Annotated in this window: 16 protein-coding genes; 9 read left to right on the forward strand and 7 right to left on the reverse strand. The window is 51.5% G+C overall.

All coding sequences use genetic code 11. The annotated features are described in order from the left end of the window. Window positions 1-39 precede the first annotated feature (39 nt). From BFW38_RS09810 to aguA, 5 genes are all read left to right on the forward strand, one after another. On the forward strand, window positions 40-1293 hold the full coding sequence (locus tag BFW38_RS09810) for an aspartate aminotransferase family protein (protein ID WP_068998311.1): 1254 nt from the start codon (window positions 40-42) through the stop codon (window positions 1291-1293). 98 nt (window positions 1294-1391) lie between these two features. After that, window positions 1392-2849 (forward strand): amidase, encoded by a 1458-nt coding sequence (locus BFW38_RS09815; RefSeq protein WP_068998313.1) that lies wholly within the window; start codon window positions 1392-1394, stop codon window positions 2847-2849. 129 nt (window positions 2850-2978) lie between these two features. Then, window positions 2979-4181: a pyridoxal phosphate-dependent aminotransferase gene (locus BFW38_RS09820; RefSeq protein WP_068998315.1), complete on the forward strand. Its 1203-nt coding sequence runs from the start codon at window positions 2979-2981 to the stop codon at window positions 4179-4181. Between the two features lie 192 nt (window positions 4182-4373). Then, window positions 4374-5255: an N-carbamoylputrescine amidase gene (aguB, locus tag BFW38_RS09825; protein ID WP_068998317.1), complete on the forward strand. Its 882-nt coding sequence runs from the start codon at window positions 4374-4376 to the stop codon at window positions 5253-5255. 37 nt (window positions 5256-5292) lie between these two features. Continuing rightward, window positions 5293-6393 (forward strand): agmatine deiminase, encoded by a 1101-nt coding sequence (gene aguA, locus BFW38_RS09830; RefSeq protein ID WP_068998319.1) that lies wholly within the window; start codon window positions 5293-5295, stop codon window positions 6391-6393. Window positions 6394-6531: 138 nt separating this feature from the next. On the opposite strand, the gene BFW38_RS09835 is transcribed toward aguA, so the two are convergent. Both BFW38_RS09835 and BFW38_RS09840 read right to left on the reverse strand, forming a co-directional pair. Then, entirely contained in the window at window positions 6532-6720 is a 189-nt protein-coding gene (locus BFW38_RS09835) for a hypothetical protein (protein WP_068998320.1), read from the reverse strand. Window positions 6721-6854: 134 nt separating this feature from the next. After that, entirely contained in the window at window positions 6855-7625 is a 771-nt protein-coding gene (locus BFW38_RS09840; RefSeq protein WP_068998322.1) for a pseudouridine synthase, read from the reverse strand. 238 nt (window positions 7626-7863) lie between these two features. On the opposite strand from BFW38_RS09840, the gene BFW38_RS09845 reads away from it, so the two are divergent. Further along, complete coding sequence (locus BFW38_RS09845) at window positions 7864-9360, forward strand: aldehyde dehydrogenase (RefSeq protein ID WP_068998324.1); 1497 nt, start codon at window positions 7864-7866, stop codon at window positions 9358-9360. A gap of 29 nt (window positions 9361-9389) precedes the next feature. Here BFW38_RS09845 and BFW38_RS09850 read toward each other — a convergent pair whose 3' ends face one another. Continuing rightward, on the reverse strand, window positions 9390-10694 hold the full coding sequence (locus BFW38_RS09850; RefSeq protein WP_068998326.1) for an NAD(P)/FAD-dependent oxidoreductase: 1305 nt from the start codon (window positions 10692-10694) through the stop codon (window positions 9390-9392). Between the two features lie 377 nt (window positions 10695-11071). Here BFW38_RS09850 and BFW38_RS09860 point away from each other — a divergent pair, with 377 nt between their 5' ends. The 3 genes from BFW38_RS09860 to BFW38_RS09870 all read left to right on the forward strand — a co-directional run bounded on the left by BFW38_RS09860 (window position 11072) and on the right by BFW38_RS09870 (window position 14726). Beyond that, a complete protein-coding gene (locus BFW38_RS09860; RefSeq protein ID WP_068998335.1) occupies window positions 11072-11620 on the forward strand; it encodes a cupin domain-containing protein in 549 nt (182 codons plus the stop codon). 113 nt (window positions 11621-11733) lie between these two features. After that, complete coding sequence (locus BFW38_RS09865; protein ID WP_068998338.1) at window positions 11734-13689, forward strand: methyl-accepting chemotaxis protein; 1956 nt, start codon at window positions 11734-11736, stop codon at window positions 13687-13689. Window positions 13690-13769: 80 nt separating this feature from the next. Further along, entirely contained in the window at window positions 13770-14726 is a 957-nt protein-coding gene (locus BFW38_RS09870; protein WP_068998340.1) for a D-2-hydroxyacid dehydrogenase, read from the forward strand. A 132-nt stretch (window positions 14727-14858) separates the two neighbouring features. Here BFW38_RS09870 and BFW38_RS09875 read toward each other — a convergent pair whose 3' ends face one another. Genes BFW38_RS09875 through livH form a run of 4 tightly spaced genes read right to left on the reverse strand, consistent with a single transcriptional unit; the run spans window position 14859 to window position 18529 of the window. Then, window positions 14859-15560: an ABC transporter ATP-binding protein gene (locus tag BFW38_RS09875; RefSeq protein WP_068998342.1), complete on the reverse strand. Its 702-nt coding sequence runs from the start codon at window positions 15558-15560 to the stop codon at window positions 14859-14861. After that, window positions 15560-16327 (reverse strand): high-affinity branched-chain amino acid ABC transporter ATP-binding protein LivG, encoded by a 768-nt coding sequence (livG, locus tag BFW38_RS09880; protein WP_068998345.1) that lies wholly within the window; start codon window positions 16325-16327, stop codon window positions 15560-15562. The genes BFW38_RS09875 and livG overlap by 1 nt, the downstream gene beginning before the upstream one ends. Continuing rightward, window positions 16317-17603, reverse strand: a complete 1287-nt coding sequence (locus BFW38_RS09885) for a high-affinity branched-chain amino acid ABC transporter permease LivM (protein ID WP_084004576.1) — start codon at window positions 17601-17603, stop codon at window positions 16317-16319. The genes livG and BFW38_RS09885 overlap by 11 nt, the downstream gene beginning before the upstream one ends. Next, window positions 17603-18529, reverse strand: a complete 927-nt coding sequence (gene livH / locus BFW38_RS09890; RefSeq protein WP_068998348.1) for a high-affinity branched-chain amino acid ABC transporter permease LivH — start codon at window positions 18527-18529, stop codon at window positions 17603-17605. The genes BFW38_RS09885 and livH overlap by 1 nt, the downstream gene beginning before the upstream one ends. Window positions 18530-18626: the final 97 nt, after the last annotated feature.

Below are 18626 nucleotides of genomic sequence, written 5' to 3' on the forward strand. Positions count from 1 at the left end.
ATCACCCAGCTCACTTCATGTTATGCAAGGGAGATTCATATGAGCCATTTGTCACCACTGTTAACACAGTCCACCCAACTGCTGGCCGAACGCGGTTCAGGCAGTTTCCTCTATGATCAAAATGACCGTGCTTTTCTGGATTTCACCGCAGGTATTGGGGTCACCAGCACCGGCCATTGTCATCCCAAAGTCGTTGAGGCGGCTCAAGCCCAAGTCGGTAAATTGATTCACGCACAATATGCCACCGTCAAACATCCGGGGATGTTAAAACTAGCCGACAAGCTGGCCGAGTTAATGCCCGGTGACATTAACTCGATCTGTTTTAGTAATGCCGGGACTGAGGCCGTAGAAACGGCACTGCGTCTGGCCCGCCAGGCCACCGGCAAAGCCAATATTATTGCCTTCCAGGGCGGTTACCATGGCCGCACCGTCGGTGCAGCATCACTGACCAGTTCGGCCACTAAAGTCCGTGCGGGTTATCATCCGATGATGGCCGGTGTCGCTTTTGCACCTTTCCCACACGCTTATCGTTATGGCTGGTCAGAAGATGAAGCCGTCGATTTCTGTTTGAAAGAATTAGACCATCTTTTCGTTACCCAAGCGGCGCCGGATGACACCGCCGCGATGATTATCGAGCCAGTGCAAGGGGAATACGGCTACTACCCCGCCACCAAGCGCTTCATGCAAGGGCTGCGTGAGCGCTGTGATCAGCATGGCATTTTACTGATTTGTGATGAGATTCAGGCGGGCTTCGGCCGAACGGGCAAACTTTGGAGCCACAGTCACTACGACGTTCAGCCCGATATGGTCATCACCGCGAAAGGGTTAGCTAGCGGCTTCCCTATTTCTGCAGTCGCCACCTCCGAAGCATTGATGGCCAAAGGCTTACCCGGTTCACAAGGGGGCACCTACGGCGCCAATGCCGTCGCCTGCGCTGCCGCACTAGCAACCATTGGTGTGATCGAAGAAGAACACTTGGTTGACCATGCCGCCGAAACCGGCCGCTACCTGCGCCAGCAACTGGACGAGCTGTGTGAAACATATGCCAGCATTGGCGCGATTAATGGCATGGGGCTGATGCAAGGCATGGAAATGATCGATGCAGCAGGAAAGCCTAACGGCAATCTCGCGGCGGCACTGATCAAATCGGCGGAACAAGAAGGTCTACTGCTGCTTCGGTGCGGCCCTTGGGGACAGGTGGTTCGCTGGCTTCCCCCGCTGACGGTGAGCCAGGAAGAAATCGATCAAGCCATTAGTGCATTCCAAAAAGCACTGGATCAATGTGATGCTTGAACCTTGAGGTCCTTGGGCTGAGTCATGGACTCAGCCCAAGTGTTCAATCATGCGGGCCCTTTTGTCTGCTGATCATTACTGTATTGCTGGAGCGCGATATGAGCCGTGAACTGCTTCGTCTAAGCGCCACAGAACTCCTTGGCGCCTACCGTAAAGGCGACACGACCCCGACTGAAGTCACTCAAGCTATGCTGGCGCAGATCGAACGTCACAATCCGACGGTCAACGCTTTTTGTCTGGTCGATCAAGAAACCACGCTGGAATGGGCCGAAGCCTCAACAAAGCGCTGGCAGGAAGCGCAACCTCAAGGGCTATTGGATGGTGTCCCCGTCGCCATCAAAGACGTTTTCATGACACCCATGTGGCCCACCTTAAGAGGCTCCAAAGTCGTGCGGCCCGATTCAACCTTGGGAAAAGAATCGCCTTGTATCAGTGCATTAACACGGCACGGATATATCCCATTGGGTAAAACCACGACCCCAGAACTCGGCTGGAAAGGCGTCACAGATAGTCCGCTATGTGGCCCCACCCACAACCCGTGGAACCCACAAAAAACAGCAGGGGGCTCCAGCGGCGGCAGTGCATCCGCCATTGCTTTAGGTATGGGTCCGCTGGCATTGGGGACAGATGCAGGCGGCTCCATTCGGATCCCCGCCGGCTTCAGTGGCATTGTAGGATTCAAACCCACCTATGGCGAAGTGCCTCATTGGCCTGCAAGCCCCTTTGGCAGCTTATCCCACGTCGGCCCGATGAGCTGGACCGTCGAAGATTGCGCCCTAATGATGCAGGTATTGAGCGAACCGGATCCACGCGATAGCCAAGCGCTGCCACGTCATCAAGAGGATTACCTGAGCCACCTTAAAGACGGTATTAAAGGCCTTAAAATTGCCTACAGCCCTGACCTTGGGTATGCCGACGTTGACCCTGATATCGCACAAACGGTCGCCGAAGCCGTGCGGGTCTTTGAAGCACTGGGGGCCACGGTTGTCCGTACGGACCCGGGCTTTGTCAATCCGATGGGGGCTTTCAGCCACTTATTTTACAGTGGTGCTGCCAATGCATTGCGCGATCTCACTATGCGGCAGAAAGAAAAGATGGACCCAGGGCTCGTTGAGGTGGCACAAAAAGCCTCCCGCCTCTCCATGCTGGATTACTTAGGCGCCCATAATGAGCGCATGTCACTCAGCGAAAAGATGGCACTTTTTCATCAAAAATATGACCTGCTGCTCACCCCCACCTTGCCTATTGCAGCCTTTACGGCCAACCGAGAAGTCCCTGAAGACTGGCCCAGTACACGTTGGCCCAGCTGGACACCGTTCACCTACCCCTTCAACATGACAGGACAGCCTGCACTGTCAGTGCCTTGTGGCTTTTCCCGCGAAGGCCTGCCCATCAGTTTACAAATTGTAGGACCGCGCTTTGCGGATAGCACCGTCCTCCAGGCCGGGTTTGCTTATCAACAAGCCGCGCCTCTGACAGATCGTCGCCCCCCCATGTTTGATGAAGCAGGAGGCTATGATGATGAACAAGGGGGCGGTTTACTCAATCGTTGGTAAGGCAAGCACCACACCCCCAGTATCCGCCAACCGAACCGTCAGGCCTGAGCGCCACAAGCAATACTGCGATAACAGGTTCACTCAACAACAAGCACAACACCATGGTCGACCCAGCGGAGGAGAATGCTGATGGCTAATGATCTCGATATCGATTTCTACGAATCCGAAGACCCGATATGGAACCCGGCGCTGATGACCATTCCCGTGCCGGGAATTCGCCGTATGGTCAACCTGGCCGCGAAGATGGATGATGTTATTCACCTCTCCATTGGCCAACCCGATCTCACGCCCCCCGAGCATGTCATCGATGCGACGGTAGAAGCGCTTCGCGCTGGACAAACGGGCTACACCATGGATGCCGGGCTGCCCGAGTTGAACGAAGCGCTGGCGGAATATTATGGTGAGCGATATCAGCGTCCACTCACGCCCGATAACATTCTTGTGACCACAGGTGCCACAGAAGCGATCTATCTGGCACTGACCGCCACGGCAGCACCTGGCCGGGAATTTATTATCCCTGAACCCAGCTTCATGCTCTATGCACCGCTTATTCGCATGAACGGCGGCACTGTTCGCGCCATCCCCACTCATGCCGAAAACAATCATCAACTTGATCCTCAAGAGGTGATTGATGCCATCGACATGAATACCTATGCCATTGTGCTGAACTCTCCCAGCAACCCGACAGGCACGGTCTATCCTAAAGAAACGATTGAAGCCATCGTTGAAGAAGCCGCTTACCGCGGCGTTCAGGTCATCAGTGATGAGGTATATGACCACCTGATCTATGATGACAAGCCTTACCCCAGCGTGCTCAAACACTGCAGCGATCTCGACCACATCATGGTGGTCAGCAGTTTCTCCAAAACATTCAGTATGGCCGGGATGCGAGTCGGCTGGCTGATCGGTAGTCAAGGCGCAATCAAAAAACTGCGTCGCTACCATATGTTCACCACAACTGTCGCCAATACGCCTTGTCAGTGGGCCGGTGTAGCCGCCCTTAGAGGCGGCAACGACTTCATTGATGGCATGCTGAAAGAATACACCCGGCGGCGCAATCGATTGGTCCAACTCATTGATGAAACCCCCTGGTTGACAGGTTATCGACCCGAAGGGGCCTTTTATGTGTTCCCCTCTTTACCTGAAGGGGTCAGCGGCGCCAATGTGGCCATGCGACTGTTGAGGGAAACGGGGGTCTGCACCATTCCTGGCGATACTTTCGGAGAGCACTGCGGCAATGCGCTTCGCATCAGCTACTCAACGTCTCTGGACAAAATTGAATCAGCGTTTGAACGAATCATTCCCTGGATGCAAGCCCAGGATTTCACCTAATCAGGCCCGCGAGAAAGCCTTCTAAACAGCGTTAAGGTCCTGACCTGCTCGACAGGTTAGGACTCGCCAGATCATCCAGCATCCATCGCTGATAAAAAATGCTTTGCAAACGGCGTCACATTGCGTTTAATGCCGCCTGACCGGCCCTTCATGCCGGACGCCTAGCCGCTTAAGATAGACAAGGAGCCTTGAATGCGTCCATCCCAAGTTACTGTCGCCGCGACCCAGATGTCGGTCGGGCACAACCGCAGTGAAACATTGGCCAAAGCAGAAGCACTTGTGCGCGAGGCGCACCGGCAAGGCGCCCAAGTCATTTTACTGCAGGAGCTCTTCGAAACGCCTTATTTCTGTCAGAAGCAGAAAGACGAATATCTGCAATTAGCGATGCCCTTGACCGACAACCCGGCCATTGCTCGTTTTAGAGAAGTCGCGGCTGAACTGCAGGTCGTCTTGCCGATTTGCGTGTATGAAAAGGCCGGGCAGAGTCGCTTCAATACCGTTGTCATGATCGATGCCGATGGTCAAGTAAAGCCCAACCGCTATCGCAAAAGTCACATCCCAGATGGCCCTGGCTATAGTGAAAAATTTTACTTTTCGCCAGGAGATACCGGGTTTCAAGTTTGGGATACACGCTATGGCCGTATTGGCTTGGGCATTTGCTGGGATCAGTGGTTTCCAGAAACAGCGCGTTCCCTCGCCCTGATGGGGGCTGAACTGATTCTTTACCCCACCGCCATCGGCAGTGAACCCCATGACAGCAGCATTGATAGCTGTGGCCACTGGCAGCGCACCCAACAAGGTCACGCAGCGGCGAACATCACCCCAGTAATCGTTTCTAACCGAGTGGGCGTCGAAAAAGAAGATGAATTTTCGATCAACTTCTACGGCAGCTCTTTTATTGCCGACCCAACAGGGGCCAAAGTCGCAGAACTCAATTCGACTGAAGAGGGCGTGCTTATACACACCTTCGATCTCGATGAAATTGATCAGATGCGCAGCGCTTGGGGTGTTTTTCGTGACCGCCGCCCAGAGTTATACGATCGACTGCTCACACTCGATGGCGAGCATTATTAAACTCCACGGCTGATCTTGATTAAGAAGAGGTCTCAATATGGCCTTGTTGCGTCATTGCCTGCCTCGTGATGATGGCTTTTATATGCCTGCTGAATGGGCGCCTCATCAGCAAACCTGGATGCTATGGCCCCACCGCCCCGATAACTGGAGGCTCGGGGCCAAGCCCGCTCAGAAAGCCTTTGTTCAGGTCGCTCAAGCGATCGCAGCCTTTGAGCCGGTTACGGTTGGGGTTATGGGCCGTCAATTTGAATATGCCAGCATGCAGTTGGAGCACCCCAACATTCGAGTGGTCGAACTCTCAAGCGATGATGCCTGGGTGCGAGATACAGGCCCGACCTTTGTGATTAACACACAAGGTCAACTCAGAGGGATTGATTGGGGCTTTAACGCTTGGGGAGGGATGCAAAGCGGACTCTACTTCCCCTGGGATAAAGATGAAAAAGTCGCGGCGAAGATCCTCGGCATTGAGCGCTGCGATCGTTATGAAACCGTCGACTTTATTCTTGAAGGCGGTGCGATTCATGTGGATGGCGAAGGTACTTTACTGACGACAGAAGAGTGTTTGCTTAACCCTAACCGCAACCCTCACATGGATCGCACAGCCATTGAGACACGCTTGGCCGAAATGTTAAACATCGAGCGGATCATCTGGCTGCCCTATGGGTTACACAATGACGAAACTGATGGCCATATCGATAACTTCTGCTGCTTCATCGAACCCGCCCACGTGTTGCTCGCCTGGACCGATGATCCGCAAGATCCCAATTACACCCGTTGTCGCGCCGCTGAAGATAGATTAACCGCCGTACAAGATGCTCGGGGGCGACAGATCATCATTACCCATATGCCTCTGCCCGGCCCGATTCATGCCACACTAGAAGAGTGTGAAAGTGTCGAAACGTTACAGCGCAGCCAAAAGCGCGACCCGAGCATTCGGCTGGCTGGCTCTTATATTAACTTCCTGATGGTCAACGGTGGTGTCGTTGCCCCCGCTTTTGGCGATGAACAAGATGCTGTCGCTCGGGAAATTCTGCAACAGTGCTTTCCTGACCGTAAAATTGTGATGGTCCCTGGACGAGAAATACTGTTAGGGGGCGGCAATATCCACTGCATCACTCAACAGCAACCTGCCGCATAAACCCGCAGGCCCTCTTCAGCACGATCTAGGTAGACACTTTCAAGATGAACACGGTCAACATGAACACAGTCAACATAGACATTGCCAAAAGAGGGCCTGTATCTGAATTCGATTTAATGCGTTACCGCTTATTGGACACTAACATTTGTTAGGAACTGGAGTCGGTGCGGCGTCTAGTTTTTCCAGCTGCTCGTGTAACAAGGCGCCGACAGACATCATACGCTCAAGTTCTAACTCAGCCGGTCGCGAGGTAAAGAGGCTCATATAGGTCTGCGATACTTCGTACATGATCGGATGCTGTTTTTTGTAATCATCGTTGTTATTCATGATCCGTCTCCTCTGGGATGAAAGCTTCTTGCGAAGCGCAGAAGGTCGCTGGGGTCAACCTCCATAATTCAGACTATGGACCCAAATCATGATTATTGCCAAAAAAAGATTTATATCGAAGTCATAATTAAAAACTATGATAGCAAGCTACGCATCTTTTCAGATGAACAGGATTCAATATACCGCTTCAGCTCATCGTCCACAGCCTGTAACTCCTCGGCACTTAACCTTCTCACTTCCCCTTCAGCCAGCCCTTGCAAGTTTAACGGCCCCATCGACTCACGATGCAATGCTAAAACCCGATTATGGCGACACCTCAACATACGTTTCACCTGGTGACGACGCCCCTCATGCAGGGTCAGTCGAACCCAATGCTCATTCATAATCTCAAGCGCTGCAGGGCGCGTCAGACACGACTCGCCATGTAACCAAACCCCTTCGGCAAAGGCTTGTTTGTCCGCCTCGTCCATCGGGCTTTCAGTCTGCACCCGATACACTTTGGGCATATGAAACTCAGGTCGAGACAACCGCTTAGACCACTGCCCATCGCTGGTCATCAACATCAATCCTGTCGTCGAAACATCCAAGCGGCCAACAAAATGGACTTCCTGGCGAACGGCTTCGGGCAATAACTCAAAAACAGTCGGGTGACCGGACTCAGACACATGACTGCTGATATAACCTGCGGGTTTGTGGAGTATCCAATACTCACGGGGCCGCCCAGTCTGAATGAGACAAGGCTGCCCCTGCTCATCCGTGATCTCAATACGATCAAATCCCGTCACCCAGGCCTTAGGATCTTGCTCAACGTGACCATTCACCCAAACATGGCCTTGCGCCAACAGCGGCTTCATTTGGCGCCGACTCCGCCCAGTTTGGCGCGCGCACAACACATCCAATCGCATTCAGTCTTCTCTATCGATGTTCGAAACAGTGATCAGCACCGCCAAGTCCAAAATAAAAAACACTTTGTAAAAAATATTGAATACATGTTTCCCCTCGGGCTAGGCTGGACCCATTGAATTGTCCTGACATAAGTTCTTGATATAAGTGCTTGACATAAGTTTTTGCAATAAGGCCTTTACCTCAGCGACGAATCATAAGCGACTGATCAGCCATCGACTGTACAAATGGGAGAAGATCATGGCAACGCGCAAAACACTAGAAGATTGGCAAGCCGCGGCTAAATCACTCAAAGTGCCGCAACAAGCCCTGATTAATGGCACCCTGCAAGCCGCTCAGAGTGGCGCCACCTTTGAATGCATCAGTCCGATTGATGGTCACTGCTTGGCCCAGGTCGCCAGCTGTGACCAGCCCGATGCAGACTTGGCGGTAAGTAATGCTCGCACGACATTCGAAAGCGGCATTTGGTCGGCCTTGGCGCCAGCCCAACGCAAAACCATTCTCTTACGTTTGGCAGACCTAATGGAAGCACACCGCGATGAGTTGGCATTACTCGAAACGCTGGATATGGGGAAACCGATTCGGTTTTCACTCAGTGTTGACGTCAATAGTGCCACTCGTGCAATTCGTTGGTCAGCCGAAGCCGTCGACAAGATCTATGACGAAATCGCCCCAACCGCACCGAATGAAATTGGCATGATTACCCGTGAACCCGTGGGCGTTGTTGCCGCCATCGTCCCCTGGAACTTTCCTTTAATGATGGCGTGTTGGAAATTAGGCCCGGCACTGGCCGCCGGTAATAGCGTGATACTCAAACCTTCAGAAAAATCCCCCTTATCCGCAATCCGGCTAGGACAACTAGCCCTAGAAGCCGGTTTGCCGCCGGGGGTTCTCAATGTGCTACCGGGTTTTGGTCATACGGTAGGTAAAGCCCTCGCCTTGCATATGGATGTCGATACGCTGGTCTTTACAGGCTCGACCCAAGTGGCTAAGCAGCTCATGGTCTATGCAGGTCAATCCAATATGAAACGTGTCTGGCTCGAAGCTGGCGGTAAAAGTCCTAATATCATTTTTGCTGATGCGCCCGACCTGGATGCTGCAGCCGATGCCGCCGCACAGGCCGTGGCCTTCAATCAGGGAGAGGTCTGCACTGCAGGCACTCGGCTACTCATTGAAGCCAGCATTAAAGATGAGTTTATTCAGCGTGTCGCGAAAGCCTTGAAAACTTGGCAACCCGGACATCCATTAGATCCTGCCACGACCTGTGGTGCCATCGTGGATGAAACCCAACTGGATCGCATTATTCAATATATTGAAGCGGGCCAACAGGAAGGAGCACAACTGATCTGCGGCGGCGCTCAAGTCTTAAAAGACAGTGGTGGTTTATTCATAGAGCCGACCATTTTTGACCAAGTGGATAACCAAATGAGCATAGCCCAAGAAGAAATTTTCGGGCCAGTGCTCTCGGTCATTCCTTTCAAAACGATGGAAGAAGCCATTGCCATTGCTAACGACACCATTTATGGGCTGGCCGCAGCAGTGTGGACTGCCGACATCAGCAAAGCCCATAAAACCGCAAAAGCGTTGCGTGCGGGAAGTGTCTGGATTAATCACTATGATGGTGGTGATATGACAGCCCCCTTCGGAGGATTTAAACAATCTGGCAATGGCCGGGATAAATCACTCCATGCCTTTGATAAGTACACAGAACTCAAAACGACTTGGCTGACGCTTTAAAAAAGATTCCTTTAAAAAAACCTATTCCCTTAAAAAAGATCTTTAAAACGATGCCATAACATGCCGACGGCCAGCAAGGGAGAGCGTAAATAGGCCCCACCGGGAAACGCCATATGCGGGACCCGGTGGAAAATATCGAAACGTTCAGAATGACCCTGTAGATGCTCAGCCAGAACACGTGCCGCCATATGAGTGGCATTCAAACCATGTCCGGCATACGCCTGAGCATATAACACCTGGGGTTGGCCCGGAATATGGCCAATTTGAGGCAAGCGATTCGCGCCAATCCCAATCATACCGCCCCAGGCATACTCAAGCGCAACCTCTTTTAACTGAGGAAAAACGTGCGCTAAATTCGGCTGTAACGCAGCCCGAATGTCCTGTGGATCACGCCCCGAATAAGTGCAAAGCCCGCCAAAAATTAAACGCCGATCTTTTGAGATGCGATAATAATCCAATGCCACTCTCATATCGGCAACGGCCCTGCCCCCCGGCATTAACTGCTCACAAAGCGACTCATCCAAAGACTCAGTCGCGACCACATAACTGCCCGCGGGTAGGACTCGCGCACCGGCATAAGGCGCCAATTGATGGCCGATATAAGCATTACCGGCCAACACCAGTTGATCACAGTTGAGAACCCCTTTAGGCGTCGTGACCACCACTTTGTCATTCACGACTTGCAACTGCTGTGCAGGCGAAGATTCAAATAAGCGCACCCCTAATCGCTCGGCAGCCGAAGCTTCTCCCAACAGCAGATTCAATGGGTGTAAATGACCACTCCCCTCATCGACAAGCGCGCCTAAATAACGGTCGGAGTTCACCACTTGCGTCACACTGTGCCGATCCAACAAAGCAAGTTGATGCGGATATCCCAGGGCTTGAAGCTCAGCTTGCTCAGCTTCCAGTGCTCGAAGATGACGAGGGCGCATCGCCAAATCGGCATATCCCCAGTGCAGATCACAGTCAATGTCATAGCGCTGAATACGCTCACGCACAATGTCGACGGCTTCAAATCCCATCATTTGCAAGGCATGGATGCCCTCTTGACCGATATGAGGCTCAAATGGCGTTAAATCATGACCGATCCCTCGAATAAGCTCGCCACCATTACGTCCACTGGCCCCCCAGCCGATACGATGAGCTTCCAATACCGCCACGCTAAACCCGGCCTGAGCCAGTTCAAGTGCCGTATTGATGCCGGTTAACCCTCCGCCAATCACACCAATATCCACATTCAATGTTTCATCAAGCGCAGGGCGTTCCACCAAATCACGGGCGGTTGCCACATAATAGGAATCAGGGTGGTCTGCAGGAGAGAACGACGATCTCATGGCAATATCCGGTCATAATGAGTAGAAAGATCAGCCTGCCGATGTCAATTAAATTTTACAACCCTTTTTAAAGGACAGTTTTTAAAGGACAGTTGACGTCGTTTTTCTTATCGGCCTCTTGGAGAACTCGACAAAGCAATACATATCGCGATAAAGCGATACATAGCGCGCTAAAGCAATCAATAGGATACCCCTGATCAATTATTCTCCCAGTAAAAAGATTGCAATCATCCTCTATGAACGTCACCATACCGTGCTCAATCCTGAACACTTCATCCATTACTTAATCGAGCCCATCACTTGATCGCCTCTCAAGCGATAACCCGGTGAGGGCTTTTGACTCCGCCCATTAACGGCACATGATTTAGGAGGTTGCCTTGGATATAGGGGCTCGACTCAAAACCATCCGTCAGATGAAAGGGCTATCACAACGAGAGCTGGCCAAACGGGCAGGTGTCACGAATAGCACCATTTCAATGATTGAAAAGAACAGCGTCAGCCCGTCTGTCAGCTCCCTAAAAAAGGTGCTTAGCGGCATTCCCATGTCACTGGTCGATTTTTTCTCTCTGGACATCGAGCATCAGAAACCACAAAAAGTGGTTTATCGTCCTGAAGAATTGCTAGATATCGGCAGTAGCGATGTCAAAATGAGGCTGGTCGGACAAGACTTCCCACAACGAGCTCTCACCTTTTTGACCGAGACCTACCCTCCGGGAGCAGACAGTGGTGATGATATGTTTACGCATGAAGGGGAAGAAGCCGGCATTATCATCTCAGGGCAAATCGAGCTGACCGTCGGTGAAGACTGCTATGTCCTGAACGCAGGCGATAGCTATTATTTTGATTGCCGCCACCCTCATCGCTTTCGCAATCCGTTCGATGAGGCTTGCCAGTTAGTCAGTGCCACTAATCAGACTCAGCTTTAATCACATCTCAGACACATCACGATTTAGTCATAAAAGTCTCACATAATGATCAGTATTCGAAATACTGGTTAAGACGCTCCAGATATCCCGGAGCCCAATGATTGAGGCTTTTCATGACCTTGAGGTTAAAATTAATCGTCAGTTACTGTGCGTTAGGGCTAATTCCTATGGCATTAGTCGCCACCTTAGCCTGGGTCGATGCCCGCGAAGCATTGCGCAACCAATCTCAAGCCGCTCTAGAAGCTGTTTCCGCCACCCGCCAACAACGCCTCGAAAGTTACGTTAAAAATCGTTTTGAACAGCTTGAGCTTTTACGACACAACCTCGTCGCCAGTTTTTCTGGTTTGAATCGAATGGGGCTCATGAGCACCATTAATTATAGCCAGGAGTTCTTCCAGGCTTTTGTCAAAACCTTTGATTTTCAAGATCTCACTCTGGTTTTCCCCTCCGGAGAGGTCTTTTACAGTGTGAACACTCCTGAACTCAAGCGCACCACCCTAAACCCTCAGAATCCACAAGACACGCTCGCCCAAGCCTTTTCTAAAGCCATGGCACAACATAAGCGAGTGCTCACTGACTACGCCCCTAGCCCCACTCATGGCCCGATTTCAGTGATGGCAATCCCCGTCATGATGGGGGATGAAGGTGAAAAGAAAAACCAAGTGCAAATGGTGGCGTTGCTGAGCATGGACCTCACACCACTGAATACCATCATGCAGTTACGAACAGGACTGGGAACGACTGGAGAAACTTATCTGGTCGGAAACGACCATCAACTCCGCTCCAACTCAACGCGCCATACCAACGAGCCCAAGGTCACAGGTGATGCGGTGGTTCAAGCACTGAACGGCCAAACCCTGACTGTAGAAGAAAAAGGCCTCGATGGTGCCATGAGCTTACGCCACGGTTTACCAATTCACTATGGCCAACATCAGTGGGCTTTAATTGCCGAGCGACATACACAAGAAGCTTTTGCACCAGTGACCCAACTGATGCGAGATATCAGCTGGCTATCATTAGCTTTTGCTATTGTGCTGGTATTGGCAGCCCTGTGGTTAGCTCGTCAAGTGATGCGCCCCCTTGGCGGAGAACCCAGGCAAATGCAAGCCCTCGCCCATACGATTGCTCAGGGCCGATTACCCCAGCTCACAGAAGCCGCGCCAGAAGGGAGCTTACTGGCGGCCATGCAGACCATGACAGAACGTTGGCGCCAGATTGTCAGTCAGCTCAAACAAAGCGGGCAAGCCCTAGACCAACAAAGCATGGCGATGGAAACCGCGTCTAACACTACCCTCATACGCCTCAATGATCAGCAAAGCGCCCTTGATCAAACAGCCTCAGCACTGGAAGAGCACGGTACTGCCGGTCAACATATTGCTGAAAGTGCAGCCCGTGCCACGGAAATCAACAGCGATGCGGTTCAAGCTTATCAGGAACTTCAAAAAACCTATGAGGGCTGGTTACAAGGTCTTGAGCATCTTAGCCAAGAAGTCAGTCAAGTCCATACCATCAATACCGAAGTATCAGAGCATAGCCAACATATTCATCAGGTTGTGGAAGTCATTAGCGAAGTGGCTGAACAAACCAATCTACTGGCCCTGAATGCCGCCATTGAAGCTGCCCGTGCGGGCGAGGCCGGTCGAGGATTTGCGGTCGTGGCGGATGAAGTCCGCCAACTGGCCGGGCGTACGCATCAAAGCACAGGTGAAATTGCCAGCTTACTGAATCAGCTCAAAAATGCCGCTGAGCAAGCGATGCAACATATTAGTCAAACCAATAGCCTAGCGGAAGCACTCTCCGAGGATACCGCATCCGTTCGTACGCATATGGAAGCCGTGGGGGAGCGCTTTACTCTGGTCAGCGAGCAAGCGGAACAAATTGCCAGTGCGGCCCATCAGCAATCGGCGACTTCCGATGAGATCAATCAACATATGAGTGATCTGCTAACCATGACTCAATCCAGCCGAGAAGCCGCCAACAATCAAGGCAGAACCAGTGACAGTATCAGTGACCAGTCGAAAACCCTGACCCAGATTGTCAACCAGTTTCAGCTAGACTCATCCGATTGACCCCAGGCAAGATGTGATATCAATATCACATCGTCCGCCTCGTGCGACCTTGTTCAATCATAATGTCAGGGAGTCCATTAATGAGCCGAAGCGTCTTGCTGGATCGCGCCAGCATGGGGGAAGGCCTTAACTTTACCCATTTACAAACCATCGCGGCAGACTTGACCTGCTATGACTACACCCGTGCAGAAGACACCGCCGATCGCTTGGCCGATGCTGAAATCGCCCTCACCAATAAAGTCGTCATTGATGAGGCCGTCATGGCGGCCTGTCCCAAACTTAAACTGATCTGCGTTATGGCGACGGGCACCAATAACATCGACTTAGACGCCGCCAAAACCCGCGGTATATCAGTCAAAAATGTCGAGGCCTATGGCACCCATAGTGTCGCACAACACACCATGATGCTAATGCTGGCGCTGACCACCCAGCTGCCTCGCTATCAACAAGATGTCGCCGCCGGTAAATGGCAGCAAAGCCCCTTTTTCTGTCTATTGGATCACCCTGTGATGGCGCTTGCCGGTAAACATCTGGTTATCCAAGGCTCAGGAACCTTAGGTAAAAAAGTCGCACAACTGGCCGAAGCCTTCGACATGAAAGTGACTTTCGCCGCTCGCCCTGGGGATACCCAAGATACTCGTCCGTCGTTGGCATCACTGATCAGTCAAACCGATGTCTTATCACTGCACTGTCCGCTCACCGATGACAGCCGCAACTTGGTCGATGGCGACCTCCTGGCTAAAGCCAAGCCAGAATTATTATTGATCAACTGTGCTCGTGGCGGCATCGTGGATGAAAGTGCTGCGTTAACAGCACTCAAAGCAGGACAACTCGGTGGATTTGCCACCGATGTGCTCACTCAAGAACCGCCGAAAGACGGCAATCCATTACTGGATGCGCTCGCCAATCAGGCACCGCTCAATCTTATTGTCACCCCACACAGCGCCTGGATCTCCCGGGAGGCCCGGCAGAATATCCTCGATCTCACCGCCGACAATATTCAAGCGGCAGGCCTAGCCGCTCAAATACCATCCTAATCTAGATCACACTAATCTAGATCACACTCATGTAGATCACAGCGGCTCCGCTCACGTCCCCTACTCTCAAACGTGCCTCACGCTCAAAGCAACATACCACAGCGGGGAACGTGAGCAGACCATCAAGCGCGCTTACCCCCCTAGATAGGCTCGACGCACATTGTCATCGTTCAACAAGGCCTCACCGGTGTCTTGCATCACAATATGACCATGCTCCAACACATAGCCCCGGTCAGCAATACTTAATGCCCGATGGGCGTTTTGCTCGACGAGGAAAATCGTGGTGCCTTCTTCACGCAGCTGCTCAATAATCTCAAAGATTTGAGCAATAATGATGGGCGCTAGCCCTAGCGAAGGCTCATCCAAAAGTAATAAGCGAGGTTGACTCATCAAAGCACGACCAATGGCCAGCATTTGCTGTTCACCACCGGACATTGTCCCGGCACGCTGGGTATAACGTTCTTTTAGACGCGGGAATAGCTTGAGCACATGATCCAGCAATCGCTCAGTTTCTTCTGGTGTCTGAAAAAAAGCCCCCATGGCCAAATTCTCTTCCACCGTCATCCCGGTAAAAACACGTCGCCCTTCTGGCACAACAGCCAATCCAGAGCGCATGATTTGCGCGGTCGGGGCTTGGGTGATATCACGGCCTTCAAACACCACCTGCCCCTCTCGAGCCTGAGGATCACCACATATCGTCATCAGCAAGGTACTCTTGCCGGCCCCATTGGCACCAATAAGCGTGACAATTTCCCCCTGATTGACCTCAAGCGAGACCCCTTTGAGCGCCTGAATGGGGCCATAGAATGTCTGAATATCAGATAACTTCAGCATTACTCTTCCCCCAAATAGGCTTTAATCACATCCGGATTATTGCGAATCTCATCAGGCGTACCCGAGGCTAAATGAGCCCCTTGATTCACCACAACAATTTGATCCGAGATGCCCATCACCAACTTCATATCATGTTCAATTAACAATACAGCGACGCCTTGTTGATCTTTCAGTTCAACAATCAACTCATCTAACTCAGCCGTTTCTCTCGGGTTCAAACCCGCCGCGGGCTCATCCAACATCAAAAGCCGAGGCTGTGTGACCATACAGCGCGCAATTTCCAGGCGCCGCTGCTGACCATAAGAAAGATAAGCCGACTCACGATTGGCATGTTCTAAAAGGCCAACACGCTCAAGCCAATACGCCGCTCGATCAGCCAATTCATCTTCTTTTTTTCGATAGCCGCTAGTATTAAACATGCCTTTAAGCAAGTTACGCTCAGCCTGCATATGCTGTGCAATGAGTAGGTTTTCCAAGACCGTCATTTCACGAAACAGGCGAATATTTTGAAACGTTCGCACCATACCGTGGCGAGCAATTTTATAATCAGGCAAACGATGCATTGCCTTACCTTGAAAAATCACCTCACCCGAAGTCGGACGATAAAAGCCACTAATACAGTTAAATACAGTCGTTTTACCCGCACCATTAGGGCCAATCAGTGACACAATCTGGCGCTCATCAACCGTCAGGGCCATCTGATCTACCGCGAGCAAGCCCCCGAAACGCATACTCAGATCACGCACCACCAAAAGGTTATTTGACATTGGAAGCCTCCCCAGTGGATGCAGATGCCAAACGGGTAGTATCTAGCCTTCGCTGAGGTCGTTTCATAGGCAACAAGCCTTGGGGACGCCAAACCATCATGACGACCATCATCAAACCAAACAGCAACATCCGATATTCATTAAACTCACGTGCCAACTCAGGCAATAAGATCATCGCAATCGCCGCCAAAATCACACCCAATTGGGACCCCATTCCCCCCAACACCACAATGGCCAAGATAATGGCAGACTCAATAAAGGCAAAAGAGTTCGGGCTAATAAAGCCTTGGCGAGCGGCAAAAAAACTACCGGCAAATCCAGCAAAACTAGCGCCTAACGTAAAGGCTGAAAGCTTGACCCAAGTGGGGCTTAACCCTAATGAGCGACACGCAATATCATCTTCACGCAGGGCTTCCCAAGAACGACCAATGGGCATACGAATAAAGCGGCGAATCACATACAGGGTGAGCAGTACTAATAGGAATGCCAATAAATACAGATAGATCACTTTATGCACGGGGCTGTAGCTGAAGCCAAAAAACTCATGCAATGTGCCCCACCCTTCATCGACTCGGCGAGATAACTCTAAGCCAAAAAATGTCGGCTTAGGGATACCGCCAATGCCATTGGGCCCTCCTGTTAATTCGGTCAAGTTATTCAGCATTAAACGAATAATCTCACCAAAACCTAAAGTCACAATCGCCAGATAATCGCCACGCAAACGCAGTACAGGGAAGCCGAGTAGAAAACCAAATAAAGCCGCCATACCACCGGCTAAAGGCAAGGCTTCCCAAAAAGAAAAGCCAAGATATTGGTGTAATAACGCATAACTGTAAGCACCCACGGCATAAAAGCCGACGTAACCCAGATCGAGCAACCCTGCTAAGCCCACCACAATGTTCAAGCCAAGGCCCAGCATCACATAAATCAGCACCAGCGTAGCGATATCAATCCAGCCTCGTGACGAGACAAAAGGAAACATCAACATCAGAATGATCACAAGCGCCATCCACATACGCTGGCGTTGCTCACCTTTAAACACTTCAGGCCACTCAAAGCGCTTTTCCGGATCACTTCTCAAGCGAGGTAGCTTATCTCGGAATAGCTGCACCCCAAACACCAACAAAGCGGCCAGCCCGAGATACCAAAACGTATGACTATCGGCGACCTGCACCCCCAACTTAATCCCTGCAGACTCAAGCTGAAGCCCCATTACAGAAACGCCCAAAAACAAGGTCAGAAGCGCTGAAAAGAAGGCAGATTTAATATTAGCCATTAGATTTTCTCCACTTCTGGCTTACCCAAAATGCCTGAGGGTTTAAATAGCAGAATGAGACACAATAAAGTGAAGGCCACCACATCTTTATATTCGGTGGAGAAATAAGCTGCCGTCATGTTTTCTGTCACACCGAGAATCAGCCCCCCCAGCATAGCGCCAGGAATCGACCCAATACCGCCTAGAACAGCTGCAGTAAAGGCTTTCAACCCTGCGATAAAGCCGATCATCGGGTTAACAACACCGTAGTAAAGGCCTAACAAGAAACCGGCCACGGCCGCCAGCATGGCGCCTATCACAAAAGTAATGGCAATCACTTTATTGGTATTGATACCCAGCAGACTGGTCATGCCCTGGTCTTGAGCACAGGCACGACAAGCACGCCCAGTTCGCGAGCGACTGATGAACCAGGTCAGCGCCCCCATGCTCACTAAAGTGGCTATAAAGATAATGGCCTGCATATAGGAAAGACTTAATGCCAGAGGGCCTTCCCCAGAAAGATCCCAGCCGCCTGAAATCAGGCCAGGCATCGCCAAATCGCGCGGCCCCTGGGCCAGGCGCATATAGTTTTGCAGAAAAATGGACATCCCAATCGCTGAAATCAAAGCGATCAGTCGTTTGCTTCCTCGTACCGGGCGATAAGCCACTCGCTCAATGGCATACCCATATGAACCCGCCACTAACATGCTAATGGCTAAAGCCGTCACCAATACAACGGGTAAAAACTCAATACCCATTGAGGCAAGCGCCGTGACAACGATAAAGGTGACATAGGTACCGATCATATAAATCTCGCCATGGGCGAAATTAATCATGCCGATAATGCCATAGACCATGGTGTAGCCGATGGCAATTAAGGCATAGGTACTACCCACCGTGAGGCCATTAATGACCTGCTGAAAAAAATAAAGTAAGGACTCACTCATGCGCAATTACCCCATCCACGTGAGCGTCAGTGCACTTGTGGCGCACTGAGCTCATGCGGTGACACGCGTTCAGGTTAGAGACGTGACCTAAGGGTCA

Origin of the sequence: Terasakiispira papahanaumokuakeensis (assembly GCF_001709345.1) — a bacterium.
Taxonomy (GTDB): domain Bacteria; phylum Pseudomonadota; class Gammaproteobacteria; order Pseudomonadales; family Halomonadaceae; genus Terasakiispira; species Terasakiispira papahanaumokuakeensis.

Excerpts from the sequence above, each read along its gene's own strand:
- BFW38_RS09810 (WP_068998311.1), top strand. The coding sequence starts at position 40 with ATGAGCCATTTGTCACCACTGTTAACACAGTCCACCCAACTGCTGGCC.
- BFW38_RS09815 (WP_068998313.1), top strand. The coding sequence starts at position 1,392 with ATGAGCCGTGAACTGCTTCGTCTAAGCGCCACAGAACTCCTTGGCGCC.
- BFW38_RS09820 (WP_068998315.1), top strand. The coding sequence starts at position 2,979 with ATGGCTAATGATCTCGATATCGATTTCTACGAATCCGAAGACCCGATA.
- aguB (WP_068998317.1), top strand. The coding sequence starts at position 4,374 with ATGCGTCCATCCCAAGTTACTGTCGCCGCGACCCAGATGTCGGTCGGG.
- aguA (WP_068998319.1), top strand. The coding sequence starts at position 5,293 with ATGGCCTTGTTGCGTCATTGCCTGCCTCGTGATGATGGCTTTTATATG.
- BFW38_RS09835 (WP_068998320.1), bottom strand. The coding sequence starts at position 6,720 with ATGAATAACAACGATGATTACAAAAAACAGCATCCGATCATGTACGAA.
- BFW38_RS09840 (WP_068998322.1), bottom strand. The coding sequence starts at position 7,625 with ATGCGATTGGATGTGTTGTGCGCGCGCCAAACTGGGCGGAGTCGGCGC.
- BFW38_RS09845 (WP_068998324.1), top strand. The coding sequence starts at position 7,864 with ATGGCAACGCGCAAAACACTAGAAGATTGGCAAGCCGCGGCTAAATCA.
- BFW38_RS09850 (WP_068998326.1), bottom strand. The coding sequence starts at position 10,694 with ATGAGATCGTCGTTCTCTCCTGCAGACCACCCTGATTCCTATTATGTG.
- BFW38_RS09865 (WP_068998338.1), top strand. The coding sequence starts at position 11,734 with ATGACCTTGAGGTTAAAATTAATCGTCAGTTACTGTGCGTTAGGGCTA.
- BFW38_RS09870 (WP_068998340.1), top strand. The coding sequence starts at position 13,770 with ATGAGCCGAAGCGTCTTGCTGGATCGCGCCAGCATGGGGGAAGGCCTT.
- BFW38_RS09875 (WP_068998342.1), bottom strand. The coding sequence starts at position 15,560 with ATGCTGAAGTTATCTGATATTCAGACATTCTATGGCCCCATTCAGGCG.
- livG (WP_068998345.1), bottom strand. The coding sequence starts at position 16,327 with ATGTCAAATAACCTTTTGGTGGTGCGTGATCTGAGTATGCGTTTCGGG.
- BFW38_RS09885 (WP_084004576.1), bottom strand. The coding sequence starts at position 17,603 with ATGGCTAATATTAAATCTGCCTTCTTTTCAGCGCTTCTGACCTTGTTT.
- livH (WP_068998348.1), bottom strand. The coding sequence starts at position 18,529 with ATGAGTGAGTCCTTACTTTATTTTTTTCAGCAGGTCATTAATGGCCTC.